This window comes from Faecalibacterium sp. IP-3-29, assembly GCF_023347335.1.
GTDB lineage: Bacteria > Bacillota > Clostridia > Oscillospirales > Ruminococcaceae > Faecalibacterium > Faecalibacterium duncaniae.
Map to the genome: position 1 here is coordinate 867,867 of NZ_CP094471.1, position 17,324 is coordinate 885,190.

The window sequence follows — 17,324 nt, forward strand, 5'->3', positions numbered from 1 at the left end:
CAAAGACATCAGAATAGGAGATACTACTATGAATTACAGCGCTATGATTCAAAATCGCAGATCCGTTCACGCATTCCGCGAAAAGGAAGTTCCGAGCGAGGCTATCGGCCAGCTCCGATCCTACTATGAAAAGACCTGCCCCCGTCTTGTCCCGGAGATTGCAACGGAGTTGATCGTCTTGGACAAGGATGCACAGCCGGCGCTGGAGAGCTCAGCGGGCTATAATCAATTTCTCATCGGAGCACCGCACTACCTGCTCCTTATGTCTGCCCCGCATTCCTATGCGGCCATCAACGCCGGCTACATGATGGAAGATCTCGTCCTCAAGCTGACTGAGTTGGACATTGACACCTGCTGGATGACCTTCACCGACAGCGACAAAATCAAAAAGGCACTGTCTCTCGCCACCCCGTTAGAGGTGGCGGCAATCGTTGCCTTTGGCTACGGGGAAAAGACCGCAAAAAAGCTGCGGCTGAATATCCTAAGTATGTCTCAGATCGATGTGCGGGCCGAGCAGCAGTACTACGCGCCCAAAAAGGGCGTGAATGATTTGGTTCACATGGGGAGCTGGAGCAACAAGTCTGGGCTTGACGAGATGATGGACTTCTACGACGATATGCTCTGGCAGTCCTTCTACGCCGCTTCGCTCTCCCCCAGCTATCTCAACCGTCAGCCCTATAGCTTCCTTGTGCAGGATCACAGCATCTATTTGGTGCAGCAGGAGGATGCCTACACCGATAATTTGGATGCCGCATTGGATCTCGGTATTGTCATGCTCCACTTCTCCGCCGTCGCCTCCCAGTGGGCGGGGCAGGTACGCTGGGAACTTTCACCTGCTGCGCCCGACGGCCTGCCGGAAGGACTTCGCTCCGCTGCGGTGTGCCACATATAACGACTCTGGGGGAAGCAAGGCAACGGTAAAATGCGCGACCGTCGATCCGCGGTTGAGCGTATGTTTCATTAGAAAAGAAGAACCTATCCGTCAGAGTCTGAGTAAGGAAAATAGGAGGTATTTTTTATATGGCTACCGTCATCTCAGGATGAGGTCACAATGTGGTGTGGGGCGAGACCGGAGTCTTGAGAATACCCAAACAAAGGAAAGGAGCTGACAGATATGGCAGCTATGAATATGAATCAGGAGCAGTTTAAGCAGTTGATCCGGGAGGAAAAGCCTGTTTTGGTGGATTTCTGGGCGCCCTGGTGCAGCTATTGCCGGAGGATCGGCCCTGCGTATGAGAAGATTGGAGAGGAATACGCGGACAGTCTTGCCGTCGGCAAAATCAACATTGACGAGGAGCCGCGGCTGGCGGGGGCCGAGGGGATCGAGGACATCCCAACTCTGGTGCTGTACCGGAACGGAAAGGCCGTGGATTCCATCACCGCGCCCAGCTCAAAGGCAGAAATCGACCGTTTCATTCAGGAAGCCTTGGCGAAATAACGGAGGGTTCAGATATGAACAACAATCATGTTTATGATATGCTCGTGGTGGGCGGCGGCCCGGGCGGCTACACCGCCGCCCTGTACGCGGCACGGGCGGGGCTGGACACCATCGTGCTGGAAAAACTGTCCGCCGGTGGGCAGATGGCCCTGACCGAGCAGATCGACAACTATCCCGGCTTTGAGGACGGGATCGACGGCTTCTCTCTGGCGGAGAAGATGCAAAAGCAGGCGGAGCGCTTCGGGGCACGCAGCGAATACGCAGAAGTCCTCCGCATGGATCTGACGGCGGTTCCCAAGCTCGTGGAGACCAGCGAGGGGATTTTCCTGGGGAAAACCGTGGTGCTGGCCACCGGTGCGAACCCCAGAACGCTGGGCGTGGCCAGAGAGTCGGAACTGGTGGGCCGAGGCGTGGCCTACTGCGCCGCCTGCGACGGGATGTTTTACAAGGGCAAAACGGTGGTCGTGGTGGGCGGCGGCAATTCCGCCGCGGCAGATGCCCTCCTTCTCAGCCGCGTGGCGAAAAAAGTGATCCTCGTCCACCGCAGAGACACCCTGCGGGCCACCAAGATCTATCACGAGCCGCTGGCACAGGCCGAAAACGTGGAATTCCGTTGGAACAGCGTCGTTTCCGCGCTGCTTTCCGGGGACAGGCTGACCGGCGTCCGCCTGCGGGACACCGTCACCGGTGAGGAAAGCGTGGTGGACTGCGACGGCGTATTTGTCAGCGTGGGCCGACAGCCCGCCACGGCACTGGCGGTGGGTCAACTGGAGCTGGACGGCGGCGGCTATATCGTGGCCGGAGAGACCACGGAAACCAGTATTCCCGGCGTTTACGCCGTGGGCGACGTGCGGACGAAGCCCCTCCGTCAGGTGGTCACCGCAGTGGCGGACGGCGCGGTGGCAGTTCACATGGCGGAGAAATATATCGCGGAAAACCGATAAGGGAGGTAGATTGAAAAAGCCATGTTTAAGGTCAGGCCGGATACGGCCGCAGTGGGGATGCCGACATATCTGCAAGGCAAACTGCCAGAGTGATGGCAGATAAGAAACCCATGTAAGATCGGGAGATATGTTGTCTCTCCATATCCAGTCCACGCAACAGTAAGCAACTGAACACAAAACACAGCCACAGATGTATGATATGAACCCCAAAAGTTAGACAAAAATCAAATTAAGCGACCCCAACGGTCTGAATCCTGTATTGCACAGGGCTCAGGCCGTTTAGTTTTAATTTGATTCGGCGATTGTTGTAATAGTCGATGTAATCGATAATGGCCTTTTCAAGCTGGTCAATGGAATCAAATTTTTCCAAATAGAACAGTTCTGTCTTGAGCAGTCCAAAGAAGTTCTCGGCAACCGCATTGTCCAGACAAGTGGCTTTCCGAGACATACTTTGCGTAATTCCTTTTGCTTTCAGTAGATTCTGGTAGGACTTCATCTGGTATTGCCAGCCCTGATCCGAATGCAGAATCAGATTGTCAACCTTGTCCGGCAGCTTTTGAAAAGCACCTTCCAGCATATCCGTGATCTGTTTGAAATTTGGATGGCGGCTCAGGTTATAGCTGACAACTTCGCCATTGAACAGATCGAGAATTGGAGACAGATAGAGTTTTTGGTCGTTCACTTTGAATTCAGTAACATCTGTGACCCATTTTCGATTTGGCTGGTTTGTCTTGAAGTGCCGTTCCAGCAAGTTTGGCGCAACTTCTCCGACTTCACCCTTGTAGGAGTTGTACTTTCTTTTTGCGCGAACCTGACAGACTAAGCCCAGCTGCTTCATGAGTTTCCGAACCGTCTTGTGATTCACACAAATATCGTTGTTGTGTAGTTCTTGTGTAATTCTGCGATATCCGTATCGCTTCTTGTTCTCATTGAAGATTGTAATGATCTGTTTTTTTACCATCTGGTACTTCGCAGGATTTTGAGACCGATGCAGGTAGTAGTAAAATGTGCTGCGAGGAAGTCCGGCAAGTTGCAGCAATGCTTTCAATGGATATTTCTGCCTTAGCTCCTGAACTACTTGTGCTTTCTGTTTTGGCGTTCCTCTTCCAGTACCAAGGCGTTCAATTTTTTTAAGTAATCGATCTCCATCCGAAGCCGTTGATTTTCTGCAATCAGATCTTCTTCTACTTGCTTATCCAGCTTTGGCTTCCGACCTTTCTGTGTCCCACCGGCGGCACAGGCTCGACCTCGACGTTCTACCAGAAGTGCCTCTTCGCCTTCTTCCAGATAGATGCGCTCCCAATCTTGAAGCGTACGTCTTGGAATTCCATACTTGCTGGATGCTTCATAAAAGCTTAATTTTTCATTGTGAAGCTGTTTGATGATTTCTACCTTTTGAGCTCCGTTGTACTTTCGTTGTCCCTTTGGCATACAAAAACACCCCATTTCCTAAACAGTATACCATACTGTCTAACAAATGGGGTGCAGTTCAGTACTCTGCGGCTGTGTTTTTTTGCGTAGTATAGCTGCTTCTTCCATCTGCAAAACCCCGACGCTCCGTGGCTGACGGGGTTATCCGCACTTGCCAATACGCCCAAAGAGGGCTCCTTAACGCGCAGAAGGAAAGGGACGGTCAGTCTCCGGCGTTTTGAGAAGGAAATGGCTTTTGTGAAAGTCGAGCAGGCCCTCATCCCGCATTTTTCCAAGCTCTACAGACAGCCCGCTGCGCTCCACACCGAGGTAATCCGCAAGCTGCTGCCTTGAAAACGGAATGTCGAACTCATAGACGCTGCGCCGCTGGGCCTCGGCGGAAAAATAGGACATCAGCTTTGCACGCGTCGTGCGCTGGGCCATGTGGGTGAGCTTTTCGTTGAGCCGCAGGTTCTTCTCTGCCAGTTCGTCCAGCAGGTTGCGGATGATCCGGCTGTGGTGGGAGCAGGCGGAGGGGCACACGCTCAAAACGCGCCTTATATGCAGAAACATCACCGTCACCGCGCTCTCCGCCTCTACGCTCACGTTCAGTACCGCTCCCGGCGCGCAGGCGAATACCTCCGCGAAGGTCTGCCCCGGCCCGGTCTTGGAGAGGATGTTGCGGTTTCCCCAGATATCCTCCTGCACGATGAGGGTGCTGCCCGCCAGCACGAGACCCACCTCCTCCACCTGCTCCCCGGCGCGGAGCAGGCGTGAGCCTTTGGGGAAGGTGTCGATCCTCGCCCCAAGGTAGGAGAGCATGACGGCAAGCTCATCGTCGGAAATGCCGGAGAAAAGCGCCGCCGTATGAAGTACCGGAAAAAATTCTTTCATAAAAAGTTCTCTTTCGTTGAAAATTCAACTGACTTGTTGCTCTTAGTATAGTACAATGAACGCACAAAAGCAACAGGAGGATCGAACATGAAACGACGGATCATTGAAATCGATCAGGATAAACGCCCCGTATTTTGACGGCGCACGGCTCCTGATTGCCGCCGACTGCACCGCCTACGCCTACGCCGCTTTCCACGAGTGGTTCATCAAGGGACACATCACCCTGGTGGGCTGTCCTAAGCTGGACGGCGTGGGTAAGGATTCCTTCGAAGAGGCGTGAGCTTTCTGCAAGAGAGGCAAAGACTATGAGTTATGAAAACTGGAAGGACAAAATCGGCACATTTGAAGTGATGGACGTGCGGGGCAAAAAGATGGACTTCTTCCCCGCATTGAAGGCAAAGGCTGCCGCGCTGAAAAACGGCGAAGGACTGCATATCATCCAGACCTTCGAGCCTGTCCCCCTGTACCCGGTGCTGGCCCTTATGGGCTTTGAGCATCACACGGAGAAGGTGAGCGGCAGCGAATATCACATCTGGTTTTATCGAGTGAAGAAAGGAGAATAACCGCATGAGCTACGAAAACTGGAAGAATAAGGCGCAGGGGTTTCAGACCGTGGATGTGCGCCATATACAGGGCAGCTTCTTTGAAGGGCTGAAGAAAAGAGCCGAGGCGTTGGAGGTGGGCGAAGGATTACACATCATCCAGACCTTTGAGCCGCATCCACTGTACGCTGTCATGGAGGGCTTGGGCTACGAGCACCACACCGAGCGGCGGAGTGAGGCGGAGTTCCATGTCTGGTTCTGCCGTGTGGAGAAGAAGGAAGGCGACAGCTCCGCTCCCTTCAAGCCGCTGGCTCTTTTGAACTATCCCATGATCGATGAAAAGCTGGGGCAGATCGCCGTGGATTTTTGGGAGACCACATGGCAGAGCGAGAAGCGCGTACTGCCCTACGAAACGCGGCTGCTGCTGTCCCTGACCAACGCTGTCGGTGCGGGCCGGATGAGGCAGGCGGCGCGGGAGCTGGTAAAGGCATATATCCACGGTGTGGAGAGTGCCGCGTTGGACGACGTGTTCGAGCTGCTGGCATGGAATCAGGGCATCGGCTTTTTCAGCAGCGAAATCGGCCCCTCGGCGCTGTTCCAGGCGTACAAGCTCATTAAAAACGGTGAGAAACAGGGCAAGTCCCGGGAGGATATCTGCAGTGCGCTGCGCGAGAAATTCGGGGAGAAGAACCCAGAGATGCAGGTCTTGAACAGATGATAAGGAGTTGTTTTGTATTATGACCATTCAAACGGTAACAGATGCCATCCGCTATGTAGGGGTGGATGATAACACATTAGCACTCTTTGAAAACCAGTACCCCGTCCAGCCTATGGGAGTGAGCTACAACTCCTATGTCATTCTGGACGAGAAAATCGCCGTGATGGACAGCGTGGATGCACGGGCGGCGGAGGAATGGCTTTCCAATGTAGCGCAGGTGTTGGAGGGGCGCAACCCCGACTATCTTGTGGTCACACACATGGAGCCGGATCATTCCGGCAGCCTCATGCGACTGGCACAAAAGTACCCGGAGATGAAGATTGTGGGAAACGCGAAAACATTTACCCTGATCAAGCAGTTCTTCGGCACAGGTGCATTGTCGGAAGACCGTATGCTGGAGGTTGGCGAAAGAGATACGCTTTCCTTGGGCTTGCACCGGCTGCGCTTTCTGCTGGCGCCGATGGTACACTGGCCGGAGGTGATGGCAGCGTATGAAGAGGAGGAAAAGATCCTGTTCTCGGCGGATGCCTTCGGCCGCTTCGGTTCACTGGAACGGACTGCCCGTGCCCCCTGGGCGCCGCAGGCCCGGCGGTATTATTACAACATCGTCGGAAAGTATGGCGCACAGGTGCAGGCGCTGCTGAAAAAAATCTCCGCGCTGGAGATCAAAACGATCTGCCCGCTCCATGGCCCCATGCTCACAGAAGACTTGGGAGAGTATCTGCGGCTCTATGATCTCTGGTCACAATGGAAACCGGAAGAACCGGAGGGCATCCTGATCGTCCACGCGTCCATCCATGGAAATACCGCATACGCATCGGAGGCCCTCAAGAGCAAGCTGGAGGGAAAAGGTGCGCAAGTCACCATGTGCGATCTGACGGCAACAGACCTTTCCTATGCCGTGACCAGCGCATTCTACTGTGGGAAACTGGTGTTGGCCTGCTCCACCTATGACGGAGGACTGTTTCCGCCCATGAAGGAGTTTTTGGAACATTTACAGACAAAGGGATTCCGGAACCGCCGGGTTGGTCTTATTGAAAACGGCTCTTGGGCACCTGCTGCCGCGCGGCTGATGCGCACCAAACTGGAGGAGATGAAGGATATCCACCTTTACGAAACGGTAGTGTCTCTGCGTGGTGCATTGAACCAAACCAGCGAAGCGCAGATGGACGCTCTGGTGGCTGAGCTCTGCGCGGAGTAGGCGGCGAGTCTGGCTTCGTCCGGCCGCCCGATGCCTCAAAAGCAAAACATCGTCGCTGATTTATTTAGACAACAATATGGCGTTGAGTGATGCCGAAGCTTTGAAAATGGATCGAAGCGCAGCCGCAGAGAATATCTGCGGCTGCGCTTTTTGCATTTTGACCATGGTGCAAACGGATGGCTTTGACCGTTACCCTCGGTTTCTAAAGAGACACGAAGTGTGCTACATGGAAGCGTATCATAGATCTGCTCCATAGCCACGCCCTCACTGCGCCAGCGTTTCCCGGATAGCCGCCGTCCAAGCCCTCCCGGGTCTCCACTATTCCCGCCTTTTTCAGCACCGCCTGCACCCGGCGGACGCGGGTGGGATTGGTGCAGATGTTCTCCGCCAGCGCTTCGCTGCTGAGGGAGCGTCCACTGTGGCTCAGGCAGACCAGCGCATGGACGGCCAGATTAAAAGAACTGTCCACAATCATCCCTCCTTCACAAGCTCGTAGGGCCAGTCGATGACACCGCCGAGACGGTATGCGCTTTGTCCAAACTAGATGTCTACCAGAAGATCACGGTAGACCTGAAGATGGATGAGTTGGACGTGACTGCTGCGGAGAACAAGGCTACCTATGAAGAGATCCGGGAGTACGTCAAGGAGCACACCGGTCTGAACGTGAGCAACCTCTATATTGCACAGGTCAAGCGCAAGTGCGGCATCAAGGATCGGCAAAACTACAACAAGCCTAAGGCTGAGAACCCCAAGCAGCTCAAGTGCCCGCCGGAGAAGGAAAAAGCCATCCGGGAGACACTGAAGTATTTTAAGATGATTTGAAATAAAAAAATAGACGGATGTCTGTCAACTGGCAGACATCCGTCCGTTTTTATGATAATCTGTTATGATCGCAGTTCCTCAAGCAATGCCGTGCATCCTTCCAGTATATCCTGCCATGTGGCTTCAAAATCTCCTGTGAACCATGGGTCTGCCACTTCACGGGGATGATCCGTATGCGCCATCAGCAGCGAGATTTTATGCTGTGGGTCACCGCCGACAAGCCGCAGAATGTCACACAGATTGCTTTCATCCATGCCAATCAGATGATCATACCGTGCATAATCCAGCCGAGTCATCTGCCGGGCGGTCTTGCCGTTGCAGTCGATGCCATGTTCTGCCAGCTTCTGCCGCGCAGGAGGATAGACCGGATTTCCGATTTCCCATGCACTGGTGGCGGCTGATGCGATTTCAAATTGCTCGGAAAGACCTGCCTTGGACACAAGATCTTTCATGATGGATTCGGCCATCGGGCTTCGGCAGATATTTCCGAGACAAACAAATAAGATCCTGGTCATGCCGGGTCGTTCTCCTTTTGGCTTACAAAAATATAGCCGCCGTGGGTGGTGCGGATAAAGCTGCCGCAGCCGGCCAGCTTCTTTCGCAGATTGGAAACGGTATTTGCCACGACCTTTAAGGTGTCGTTACAGTTTTGTCCCCACACAGCACGAAAAAGCTCTTCTTTTGAGAAGATTTGTCCTTCGTGGGAAGCAAGCATCAGCAGCAAATCGAACTCCAGTCGTGTAAGGGAGACTTTTCTGCCGTTGCACGACACTTCATGGGTCATTCCATCCAGTGTAAGCCCCGGAAGAACCAACTTCTCCCATGAATCAATGGATATTTGCTCTGCCTCGATGTGCTCTCGTTCCAGAAGCATCCGGATCTTCTGCTCCAATTCCGGGTCAGGCTGTCGGGTTTTTATAACAATCATGGCAAACTCCTGCGTGTATTTTACTCTGCGGCGGCATCCATTTCCCGGAGCAGGTTTACCATCTCGATGGCACTGACTGCGCAGTCATAGCCTTTATTACCTGCTTTGGTGCCTGCCCTCTCGATGGCCTGCTCGATGTTCTCGGTGGTCAGAACACCAAAGAGGACGGGAACCCCGCTTTCCAGCGAGACCGTGGCAATGCCTTTGGAAACCTCATTGCACACATAGTCGTAATGGCTGGTAGAACCGCGAATCACTGCACCAAGGCAGATTACAGCATCATACTTTCCGCTTTTTGCCATTTTAGAGGCAACCAGTGGGATCTCAAAAGCACCCGGAACCCATGCAACATGAACATCAGCCTCCTGCACATCGTGACGGAGCAGACCATCCATTGCTCCGCTCAGAAGTTTGGACGTGATAAATTCGTTGAATCGGGCAGCTACGATACCGACCTTGATATTCTGAGAAACCAGCTTGCCTTCAAATGTTTTCATTTTTAAATACCTCTTTCGTTGTTAATATTCCAGAAGATGTCCCATCCGTGCCTGCTTTGTTTTCAGGTAAAACAGGTCATACGGGGTCGCCGTCATCTGAATGGGTACGCGCTCGGAGATCTCCAACCCAAACTCGGAGAGCTGATATACTTTGTCCGGGTTATTGGTAAGCAGGCGCAGGCTTTTTACGCCAAGTTCCCGGAGGATCTGTGCGCCGAGATAATACTCCCGTTCATCTCCATGGAACCCCAGAGCGAGATTGGCTTCCAGCGTATCCATGCCCTGCTCCTGAAGTTCATAGGCACGCAGCTTGTTGATCAGACCGATGCCCCGGCCTTCCTGCCGCATATAGAGCAGGATACCCCGGTCTTCTTTTTCGATCTGCGTCATGGCAGCGGCCAGCTGTTGGCCGCAGTCACAACGCAAAGAGCCAAATGTATCTCCTGTCAGGCATTCCGAGTGGACGCGGCACAGAATATCCTTTCCATCGCCAATGTCACCTTTTACCAGTGCAATGTGATGCTCTCCGTTCAGGCGGCTCACAAAACCATAAGCTCTGAAGGTGCCATACTTGGTGGGCAGGTTCACTGCCGTCACCCGATCGACCAGTTTATCGTGACACTTGCGGTACTCCTGTAAATCACGGATGGTGATGAATTTGATCTGGAAACGCTCTGCCAGCTTTGCCAGTTCAGCGGTGCGCATCATCGTGCCATCCTCCCGCATGATCTCGCAGCACAGGCCGCATTCTTTCAGCCCTGCCAGACGGCACAGGTCAACGGTTGCTTCCGTGTGACCGTTGCGCTCCAACACACCGTTCTTTTTTGCCAGAAGGGGGAACATATGGCCCGGTCTGCGGAAATCTTCTGCTTTTGCGTGATCGTCCACACAAGCCATCGCCGTAATGGAACGCTCTGCGGCAGAAATGCCCGTAGAAGTAGAAACGTGGTCGATGGACACCGTAAATGCCGTTTCATGGTTGTCGGTGTTATACTGCACCATCTGCGGAAATTGCAGCTTCTGGACGAAAGCCTCGGACATCGGCATACAGATCAGACCTTTGCCGTGGGTCGCCATAAAGTTGATGTTTTCGGTGGTGGCAAATTCGGCAGCACAGATGAAGTCCCCCTCGTTTTCACGGTCGGGGTCATCCGTTACCAGAATGATTTTTCCTTGCTTCAGGTCTTGCAAAGCTTCGGGAATGGTATTGAAGTTCATCGTAAACTCTCCTTAAAAGCCGCAGCGCAGCAGCATTTCTTTTGTGAGCGTGTTTTGCTTTAGTGCTTCTGATGGAAGCAGCTTCTCGATATATTTTCCGACAACATCGGTTTCCAGATTGACAGAATCTCCTTTGTGCCGCTGGTGCAGGTTCGTCTGACGGACGGTGTGCGGTATCGTGGACACGGAAAAGCCCGTAGGTTCCACCGCAGCCACGGTCAGGCTGATACCGTCTATTGTGATAGAGCCTTTTTCGACGACATAGCGAAGGATCGCAGAATCTGCATGAATGGTGTACCAGATGGCCGTATCGTCTTTTCGGATATTAGCAATGCGTCCGACGCCATCCACATGGCCTGCTACGATGTGTCCGCCAAAACGTCCGTTGGCCGGCATGGCACGTTCCAGATTGACAGCACTTCCAACGGTGAGCTGTGCAAGTGCAGAGCGGTTCAAGGTTTCGTGCATGACATCTGCAGCAAAGCCATCCGGAAAGAGCTGCCTGACGGTCAGACAGATGCCGTTGACGGCGATGCTGTCGCCGATCCTGGTTTCTTCCAGAACCGTTTTTGCACGAACAGTCAGTACAGCAGAATGCTGTCCCCGATTGATGGATTTTATTGTTCCGACTTCTTCCACGATTCCGGTAAACACGGGTACTCCACCTCACTTTCAATCAGGAAATCTTCGCCAAGCTGTTCCAATCGGCTGTTCTTCAGGCGGAATGCAGCATCCGGAAGCGGGACACCTGCACCCTCAATGGGTGCTTTGGCATCCCTTCCTCCGAACAGCTTCGGGGCAATGTAAGCCTGTACCTGTTGCACGATGCCACTTTCCAGTGCAGACCAGTTCAAGGTTCCGCCGCCTTCCAGCAGAATGCTGTCGATCTGCTCCTGCCCCAGCTGTTCCATCAGTTGCAAAAGATTCACATGACCGCATTGCTCTTCCAGAAAAAGAATCCGGCACCCGGCCTGTTGATATGCCGCCTGCTTCTCTGGGTCGCCGCAGCAGGTCGCAAGAATGGTGGGAACCTGTTTGGCGGTCATGACCACCTGTGATTGCAGCGGTGTCCGCAAATGTGTATCGCAGATGATCCGGACAGGATCACGGCCACCCTCTATCCGACAGGTCAGCAGCGGGTCATCTGCCAGAATGGTTCCGACTCCCACCATAATGCCGCGGAATCGGTGCCGCTGCCGTTGAACATGAGTCCGGGCAATTTCCCCGGTGATCCATTTGGAAGCGCCTGTGTATGTGGCGATTTTTCCGTCCATCGTCATGGCGTATTTCATGGAAACAAAGGGGCGTTTTGTGGTGATATAGTGGAAGAATACCTTGTTCAGCGCATCGCATTCCTCTTGCAGAACATTTTCGGTCACATCTATGCCGTGTGCGCGCAGGATTGCAATTCCTTTTCCGGCTACCAGCGGATTCGGGTCAGCGGAACCCACGACCACCCGGTGGATGCCCGCACCCAGAATCGCATCCACGCAGGGCGGCTGCTTTCCGTAATGACAGCACGGCTCCAATGTCACATACAGGGTCGCTCCCTGCGGATCTTCGGTGCAGGATGCCAGCGCATTGCGCTCCGCATGAGCCTGACCGTATCTCTGGTGCCAGCCCTGTCCGATGATCCTGCCCTCTTTTATGACCACGGCACCCACCATCGGGTTGGGCGATGTCCACCCGCAGCCCTTTTTTGCAAGCTGCAAAGCCAGACGCATATAGTCTTTGTCGTTCATCGTGTTGCCTCCAAAAGAAAAAGCCCTGAACAAAAACGTTCAGGGCAAGCCGAAAAAACACAAGGGATCCTTGTGCAAAAAAGAAAGCTCCAGAATGCAAACGCATCCCAGAGCAGCCTCCACAAGCGCAGGACCGTACGGGTTCTGCACTTGATATCTTCTTTCATCCAGACTGTACTGTCGGCTTCGGAGTTTCACCGAATCATGCCTTACGGCTCGTGGGCTGTACCACCGGTAGGGAATTGCACCCTGCCCTGAAGATTTCTGATTCAATTACAGCGGCATTATAGCACGGCTTCTTTCGGATTGCAAGGGCATTCTGCAAACCGGGACGAAACCGGGATGAAGCAAATCGCTACAACAATAAAATCACATCGTCCGTAGGACAATGTGAACGGAGAATCCAAAGGGGCGCGGGTCGCCAGTGGCGACCTCAAAATGCGTTGCATTTTGAAGCGCTTGACCGAGCCGACAGGCGAGAGCAGCGCCCTTTGGCACACGACTTTGCTTGCAAAGTCTATTCCGAACAAGACGGTACGAATGGGAGGTGCTGGAAATGGCAGCAGAAAAGACCAAGGTCTACACATGAAGGTAGATACCACTGCCATTGAGCAGGAGATCGCCGCCTATGAGAAGCAGCTACGGCAGCACTACTCCACAAAATCCCGGCTTATGGAGGAGATCGACCGCCTTTATAAGATGTACGATAAAATCGAAGAGGTGGAAAATGGACTGATGGATGCCCGGGCAAAGAAGCAGGCCATTGAAGCCGACAAAATCACAGGCGACAACATCTATAAGATCCTGATTTGCTTTGACAAGCTTTATGCCACCATGACCGAGTCGGAACGCCGAAGACTGGTGGAAATTTTGATCGACGAGGTGCAGATCTACCCGGAACGCCAGCCTAATGGACAGTGGCTGAAGTCCGTCCGGTTCAAGCTGCCCATCATCGACCATGACCTTGAATTGAGTTTGGACAATCAGGATCGTGTCGAAGTCGTAGACGCTCTGATACCCCAGCGCCAGCAGCTTTTGTGCAGCATCCTTGCTGCGGCGGCCGCTGCGGCAGTAGATCAGCAGCGTCGCCTCCTTATCGGGCAGCGTCTCGGGCATTTCGCTCCCGATGCTCTCGTTGGGCACAAGGACGGCGTTTTCAATATGCCCGCCATCGTATTCCTCCCGGGTGCGGACATCCACCACCACGATCTCCTGCGAGATCATCATCTTATAGGCTTCCTCGGCGCTGATCTTATGATACGCCGCCTTGCCGGGAGCGTCCTCCTCTGTCGGCACCGGCTTGTCCTTGGTTCCCCCGCAACTCACCAGAAGCAGTGCAAGCACGGCGGCAAGTGCCGCGAAAAGCAATATCTGACGCATAATCAACCTCCAATGCAACTGTGTTTACTGCTGATACAGTTTATATTGAAATATAACAGATACAGTTAAAACTGTTAAGGTACTTCGAGGCAGCTTTTGGCGCACAAGCCCTTTGTGGTTGTTGACAGAGAAGAAAATATAGGTATAATAAAAGCAAAATAATAAGACTCATTCTTGCATTTAGAGGGTTGGCGGTATGCCAAAATACGCAGAGGAGATATTGGCCGCCGTAACGGAGCTGCAGCAGCATCCCAAGGCGGAGCAGGTGTTCCTGGAGATGAAAAGGGAGCATCCCAGCATCGCTCTGGGTACGGTATATCTGCCCCCCTGCCGGGAGCAGGAAAAAGACAATCTTATGGAGGAGAAGTATTATGAACGCTAACGTATCTAAGCTGCTCAACGAGCAGATCAATAAGGAGTTCTACTCCGCCTATCTGTATCTGGACTTTGCCAACTACTACGCCGCCGTCGGACTGGACGGCTTTGAGAACTGGTACCGGGTACAGGCGCAGGAGGAACGGGATCACGCCATGCTGTTTTATCAGTATTTGCAGAATAACGGCGAGGGCGTCACCTTTGAGGCTATCGCAAAGCCGGAGTGGGAGCGAGTCGATCACATGACCCCGCTGAAAAAGGCACTGGAGCATGAGAAGCTGGTCACCGCCAGCATCGATGCCATCTACGCCGCCGCACACGAGGTCAGGGACTTCCGTACCATGCAGACGCTGGACTGGTTCATCAAGGAACAGGGCGAGGAGGAGAAGAACGCCGCCGACCTCATTACCAAGATGGAGCTGTTCGGCGGTGACAGCAAGGGGCTGTATATGCTAAACAGCGAGCTGAAGGCACGGGTCTACACCGCGCCCTCGCTGGTGCTGTAAGCCCCGCGCGTCTGCGGGCTTTCGCATCAGGCAAAAGGCAGACTGCATACAGGTGGTCTGCCTTTTCTTCCACCAGACGGTTAGATTGTGCTAACTGCGTATAAAACAGAAAAGACTTCAGAACTTGAACAAGGAAAAGGAGATTGAAACCGTTACCCTCATGGTGCGCCGGTATTGTTGTGGCGTGCATACAATAAAACATATAATAAATAAGCAGCGCCCGCCGGGAGATCTTCCGGCGGGCGCTGCTGTGTTTAGAGGAACGTTATTTTTCTTGCCTTACTTTGCGGCATCCACCAGCACTCCAACGTAGCCGGCAGTATCCACCAGCGTGGCACCGGAAACGGCGTCCACAGCCTTTTCATCTTTGCTCAGAGCCTCGGCGTCGGCAATGCTCATGCCGTTCACGTGGTTCTGGATGGCGTCGTAGTTGGCATCCAGCGAAACGGTGGAACCAGCCGTTTCGGCCATCATCTTGCTGTAGTAATCGGCGTTGACCCGCTTGGACATCAGCACCTTGCCCTCGGCGTAGCCTGCGCCGAAGTCAGAATCGGAGTTGGGCACACCGACGACCCCGGCGTCCGAACCGGCAAACTGGAACTCGTCAATGTAGCTCAGCACGATGGTGTCCCCGGCGGTGGCGACAGCGCCGGAGGTGAAGCACTTGGTGCCGTGTGCAGCCCCATAGACCACATTCAGCTTCAGGTCCTCGGAGCTGCCGTTGAACTCCACGGCCTGCGTGGTCTGGGCATTTTTGGCGGCATCCACGATGGCAGAGAGATAACCGGCGGTATCCACCAGCGTTGCGCCGGAGACGGCGTCCACAGCCTCGGCACCCTTGGCGGCTACATCCTCCAGCTCGGAGATGGTCTTGCCGACGGCAAAGTTCTGGATGGCGTCGAAGTTTGCATCCAGAGCGAACGTGGAGCCGCCCTTTTCAGCCATCATCTTGCTGTAATAATCGGCGTTGGCCCGCTTGGACATCAGCACCTTGCCCTCGGCGTAGCCTGCGGCAAAGTCGGAGTCGGAGTTGGGCACGGCGGTCACGCCTGCATCGGCGCTGGTGAACTGGAAATCGTCGAGGTAGGCGGCGAGGATGACGTCATCCTTCACCACAGCCACCGCTTCGGTGAAGCACTTGGTGCCGTGGGCGGCAGCATAGGCCTGACCGATCTGGATGCCGCCTTCCACCGGGACGATGGCGGCGGGCTCAGCGGGGGCTGCGGCAGCAGAGTCGGCGGGGGCTTCTTCGGCCAGCTCCACACCCAGTGCGGCGGCAACGGCCTTCCGGACGGCCTTGGTGGTCACCGTGGCACCGGCAACGCCGTCGATTGCGGGGCCGTTGGCGGCCACGACCTGTTTGGACAGCTCTTCCAGTGCAGCGCCGCCGATACTCTCGGTTTCCTGTGCACCTTCCAGCTTGCAGTTGGTAACGGTGCCGTTGGCATCCACGGTCAGGGTGGCGGTGACAGCGCCGCCAAAGCCTTCGGCAGAGCCGGTCTTGGTCGCGCTGGCAGCGGTGGAGCTGCTGCTGCCGCCGCAGGCGGCCAGAGAGACGCCAACAACGAGGCTCATGGCCACGGCAGCGCTCAGTTTGCGGATGATCTCCTGTTTCATGGGTCTTTCCTCCAGAGAAAAATCGGTTTTTGTTCGGCCCCCAGAAAAGGTCATACCTTTTCAAGGATGTTTACAAAAGATAACATATTTTGTGAGGTGCTGTCAAGAGATTTTGGCACATCCTTCGTGAAGAATGAGAAATTGGTGTCAATTGTGACGCTGACGGTATACGAAGCGAACGGACGGTCTACGCTGTTAGTAATTCCTGAATGGAAACCAAGCAAGCAGTTTTGCCACTTTCAGCCCCAGTTAGTACTTCAATATTACTATGTTTTGGAAATCGGCACAACCATATAACCGTCCTTGATGAAACTATTTTTGTTTCATCGATGACATTGTACCAGCAAGCAGTGCAGACGTATATACATCTGCCTATTTTGCGTTGCAAAACGCTTGTTGGGGAACACCCCAAACCCCTTTGATCTGCATTTTTCCCAATGCAGGCTGCGCATCCCGATGGGACGCTTTTTTACCCGGTGATATGCTCCGGGTCGTTAAGAACTTGCATGAGGTGAGAAGCGGCTTCTGCAAGAGAATCGTACTTCATCTGTTCAGGAACAGGCGCATCCAGAAGCAAAATGCCCCACACCTGCATACAGTCCGCAAGTTCTTTCTGTGCCTGCAATGCCGCCTCCTTACGCACATTCGGGTTAGTTTCTGCATCCAGAACGTAGGCTGCGGAGTATTTTCGGTTGCGGTCTTCCGTCAACTGCACCATGGAGTAGTGCTCATCCCAAAAGTGACAGAAGCGAACCCTGCCACCGATGTTCTCCATTTCGATACACAGTTCTTCTTCGCCGCTCCATTGCGGAGTCTCGGACAAAATGCGATTCAGTTCCGAAAGCGCCTGCCGTTCTTCAGCCGATAACTTCTGACGGTGACATTCACGGTATAGGTCGTTCTGCCAATACGGACTCAGCTTTCCATTCCGGGCATCTTCCATTGCTTCTTCGATATTGGGTAGGATTGTCATGTCGTTCACCTCAAACACTCACTGTTAGCGTTATATGCACGCTTATAGTGTTGATTATAGACTATTTGTGGGCAAAAAGAAAGAGCGTCAGCACGTTTGCTGGCGTTCTTTGACATAGG

Annotated in this window: 22 protein-coding genes, 1 pseudogene and 1 riboswitch; of the genes and pseudogenes, 10 read left to right on the plus strand and 13 right to left on the minus strand. The window is 53.8% G+C overall.

Annotated features, from left to right (window positions below):
• Positions 1-28 precede the first annotated feature (28 nt).
• The 3 genes from MTP40_RS04030 (at position 29) to trxB (ending at position 2,382) form a co-directional block, all read left to right on the plus strand.
• On the plus strand, positions 29-892 hold the full coding sequence (locus tag MTP40_RS04030; RefSeq protein WP_207685097.1) for a nitroreductase family protein: 864 nt from the start codon (positions 29-31) through the stop codon (positions 890-892).
• A gap of 222 nt (positions 893-1,114) precedes the next feature.
• A complete protein-coding gene (gene trxA / locus MTP40_RS04035; protein ID WP_207685098.1) occupies positions 1,115-1,438 on the plus strand; it encodes a thioredoxin in 324 nt (107 codons plus the stop codon).
• Positions 1,439-1,452: 14 nt separating this feature from the next.
• A complete protein-coding gene (gene trxB / locus MTP40_RS04040) occupies positions 1,453-2,382 on the plus strand; it encodes a thioredoxin-disulfide reductase (protein WP_117476252.1) in 930 nt (309 codons plus the stop codon).
• 229 nt (positions 2,383-2,611) lie between these two features.
• Here the strand turns inward: trxB and MTP40_RS04045 are convergent, their stop codons facing one another.
• The 3 genes from MTP40_RS04045 to MTP40_RS04055 all read right to left on the minus strand — a co-directional run bounded on the left by MTP40_RS04045 (position 2,612) and on the right by MTP40_RS04055 (position 4,686).
• Positions 2,612-3,508 carry an IS3 family transposase gene (locus MTP40_RS04045; RefSeq protein ID WP_249260079.1) on the minus strand — a complete coding sequence of 299 codons (897 nt, stop codon included), beginning with the start codon at positions 3,506-3,508 and terminating at the stop codon, positions 2,612-2,614.
• Positions 3,457-3,813 (minus strand): helix-turn-helix domain-containing protein, encoded by a 357-nt coding sequence (locus MTP40_RS04050; RefSeq protein ID WP_197039581.1) that lies wholly within the window; start codon positions 3,811-3,813, stop codon positions 3,457-3,459. The genes MTP40_RS04045 and MTP40_RS04050 overlap by 52 nt, the downstream gene beginning before the upstream one ends.
• Before the next feature lie 177 nt (positions 3,814-3,990).
• A complete protein-coding gene (locus tag MTP40_RS04055) occupies positions 3,991-4,686 on the minus strand; it encodes a Crp/Fnr family transcriptional regulator (RefSeq protein WP_097771455.1) in 696 nt (231 codons plus the stop codon).
• Positions 4,687-4,801: 115 nt separating this feature from the next.
• On the opposite strand from MTP40_RS04055, the pseudogene MTP40_RS04060 reads away from it, so the two are divergent.
• From MTP40_RS04060 to MTP40_RS04075, 4 genes and pseudogenes are all read left to right on the plus strand, one after another.
• A pseudogene (locus tag MTP40_RS04060) lies at positions 4,802-4,939 on the plus strand (ferredoxin); the annotation flags it as partial.
• Positions 4,940-4,991: 52 nt separating this feature from the next.
• On the plus strand, positions 4,992-5,249 hold the full coding sequence (locus MTP40_RS04065) for a DUF2249 domain-containing protein (RefSeq protein WP_097771454.1): 258 nt from the start codon (positions 4,992-4,994) through the stop codon (positions 5,247-5,249).
• 4 nt (positions 5,250-5,253) lie between these two features.
• Complete coding sequence (locus MTP40_RS04070) at positions 5,254-5,946, plus strand: DUF2249 domain-containing protein (RefSeq protein ID WP_097771453.1); 693 nt, start codon at positions 5,254-5,256, stop codon at positions 5,944-5,946.
• Positions 5,947-5,965: 19 nt separating this feature from the next.
• A complete protein-coding gene (locus MTP40_RS04075) occupies positions 5,966-7,147 on the plus strand; it encodes an FprA family A-type flavoprotein (protein WP_097771452.1) in 1,182 nt (393 codons plus the stop codon).
• Between the two features lie 202 nt (positions 7,148-7,349).
• Here the strand turns inward: MTP40_RS04075 and MTP40_RS04080 are convergent, their stop codons facing one another.
• Positions 7,350-7,616: an Rrf2 family transcriptional regulator gene (locus MTP40_RS04080; RefSeq protein ID WP_117506381.1), complete on the minus strand. Its 267-nt coding sequence runs from the start codon at positions 7,614-7,616 to the stop codon at positions 7,350-7,352.
• A 62-nt stretch (positions 7,617-7,678) separates the two neighbouring features.
• On the opposite strand from MTP40_RS04080, the gene MTP40_RS04085 reads away from it, so the two are divergent.
• Positions 7,679-7,969, plus strand: a complete 291-nt coding sequence (locus MTP40_RS04085; RefSeq protein ID WP_249259873.1) for a 23S rRNA methyltransferase — start codon at positions 7,679-7,681, stop codon at positions 7,967-7,969.
• A gap of 62 nt (positions 7,970-8,031) precedes the next feature.
• Here MTP40_RS04085 and MTP40_RS04090 read toward each other — a convergent pair whose 3' ends face one another.
• The 7 genes from MTP40_RS04090 to MTP40_RS14490 form a co-directional block, all read right to left on the minus strand.
• Positions 8,032-8,484 carry a low molecular weight protein-tyrosine-phosphatase gene (locus MTP40_RS04090; RefSeq protein ID WP_097777342.1) on the minus strand — a complete coding sequence of 151 codons (453 nt, stop codon included), beginning with the start codon at positions 8,482-8,484 and terminating at the stop codon, positions 8,032-8,034.
• Positions 8,481-8,897, minus strand: coding sequence for a winged helix-turn-helix domain-containing protein (locus tag MTP40_RS04095; protein WP_097777341.1), 417 nt, complete (start codon positions 8,895-8,897; stop codon positions 8,481-8,483). The genes MTP40_RS04090 and MTP40_RS04095 overlap by 4 nt, the downstream gene beginning before the upstream one ends.
• 20 nt (positions 8,898-8,917) lie before the next feature.
• The gene (gene ribH / locus MTP40_RS04100; protein ID WP_156075287.1) at positions 8,918-9,394 is read right to left on the minus strand and encodes a 6,7-dimethyl-8-ribityllumazine synthase; all 477 of its coding nucleotides are present in this window, start codon (positions 9,392-9,394) and stop codon (positions 8,918-8,920) included.
• Between the two features lie 21 nt (positions 9,395-9,415).
• A complete protein-coding gene (locus MTP40_RS04105; RefSeq protein ID WP_207685148.1) occupies positions 9,416-10,612 on the minus strand; it encodes a bifunctional 3,4-dihydroxy-2-butanone-4-phosphate synthase/GTP cyclohydrolase II in 1,197 nt (398 codons plus the stop codon).
• A gap of 12 nt (positions 10,613-10,624) precedes the next feature.
• Entirely contained in the window at positions 10,625-11,266 is a 642-nt protein-coding gene (locus MTP40_RS04110) for a riboflavin synthase (RefSeq protein ID WP_249259874.1), read from the minus strand.
• Positions 11,230-12,354 (minus strand): bifunctional diaminohydroxyphosphoribosylaminopyrimidine deaminase/5-amino-6-(5-phosphoribosylamino)uracil reductase RibD, encoded by a 1,125-nt coding sequence (ribD, locus tag MTP40_RS04115; RefSeq protein WP_249259875.1) that lies wholly within the window; start codon positions 12,352-12,354, stop codon positions 11,230-11,232. Before ribD ends, MTP40_RS04110 begins: the two co-directional genes overlap by 37 nt.
• A gap of 151 nt (positions 12,355-12,505) precedes the next feature.
• A riboswitch (FMN riboswitch) is annotated at positions 12,506-12,620 on the minus strand.
• A gap of 373 nt (positions 12,621-12,993) precedes the next feature.
• Positions 12,994-13,734: a rhodanese-like domain-containing protein gene (locus MTP40_RS14490; RefSeq protein WP_442900439.1), complete on the minus strand. Its 741-nt coding sequence runs from the start codon at positions 13,732-13,734 to the stop codon at positions 12,994-12,996.
• A gap of 196 nt (positions 13,735-13,930) precedes the next feature.
• Here MTP40_RS14490 and MTP40_RS04130 point away from each other — a divergent pair, with 196 nt between their 5' ends.
• Both MTP40_RS04130 and MTP40_RS04135 read left to right on the plus strand, forming a co-directional pair.
• Complete coding sequence (locus MTP40_RS04130) at positions 13,931-14,116, plus strand: hypothetical protein (protein WP_223384177.1); 186 nt, start codon at positions 13,931-13,933, stop codon at positions 14,114-14,116.
• Entirely contained in the window at positions 14,106-14,615 is a 510-nt protein-coding gene (locus tag MTP40_RS04135; protein WP_179859643.1) for a ferritin, read from the plus strand. The genes MTP40_RS04130 and MTP40_RS04135 overlap by 11 nt, the downstream gene beginning before the upstream one ends.
• A gap of 279 nt (positions 14,616-14,894) precedes the next feature.
• Here the strand turns inward: MTP40_RS04135 and MTP40_RS04140 are convergent, their stop codons facing one another.
• Positions 14,895-16,232 (minus strand): FMN-binding protein, encoded by a 1,338-nt coding sequence (locus MTP40_RS04140; protein ID WP_249259876.1) that lies wholly within the window; start codon positions 16,230-16,232, stop codon positions 14,895-14,897.
• 469 nt (positions 16,233-16,701) lie between these two features.
• Positions 16,702-17,214 (minus strand): hypothetical protein, encoded by a 513-nt coding sequence (locus MTP40_RS04145; protein ID WP_249259877.1) that lies wholly within the window; start codon positions 17,212-17,214, stop codon positions 16,702-16,704.
• Positions 17,215-17,324 lie beyond the last annotated feature (110 nt).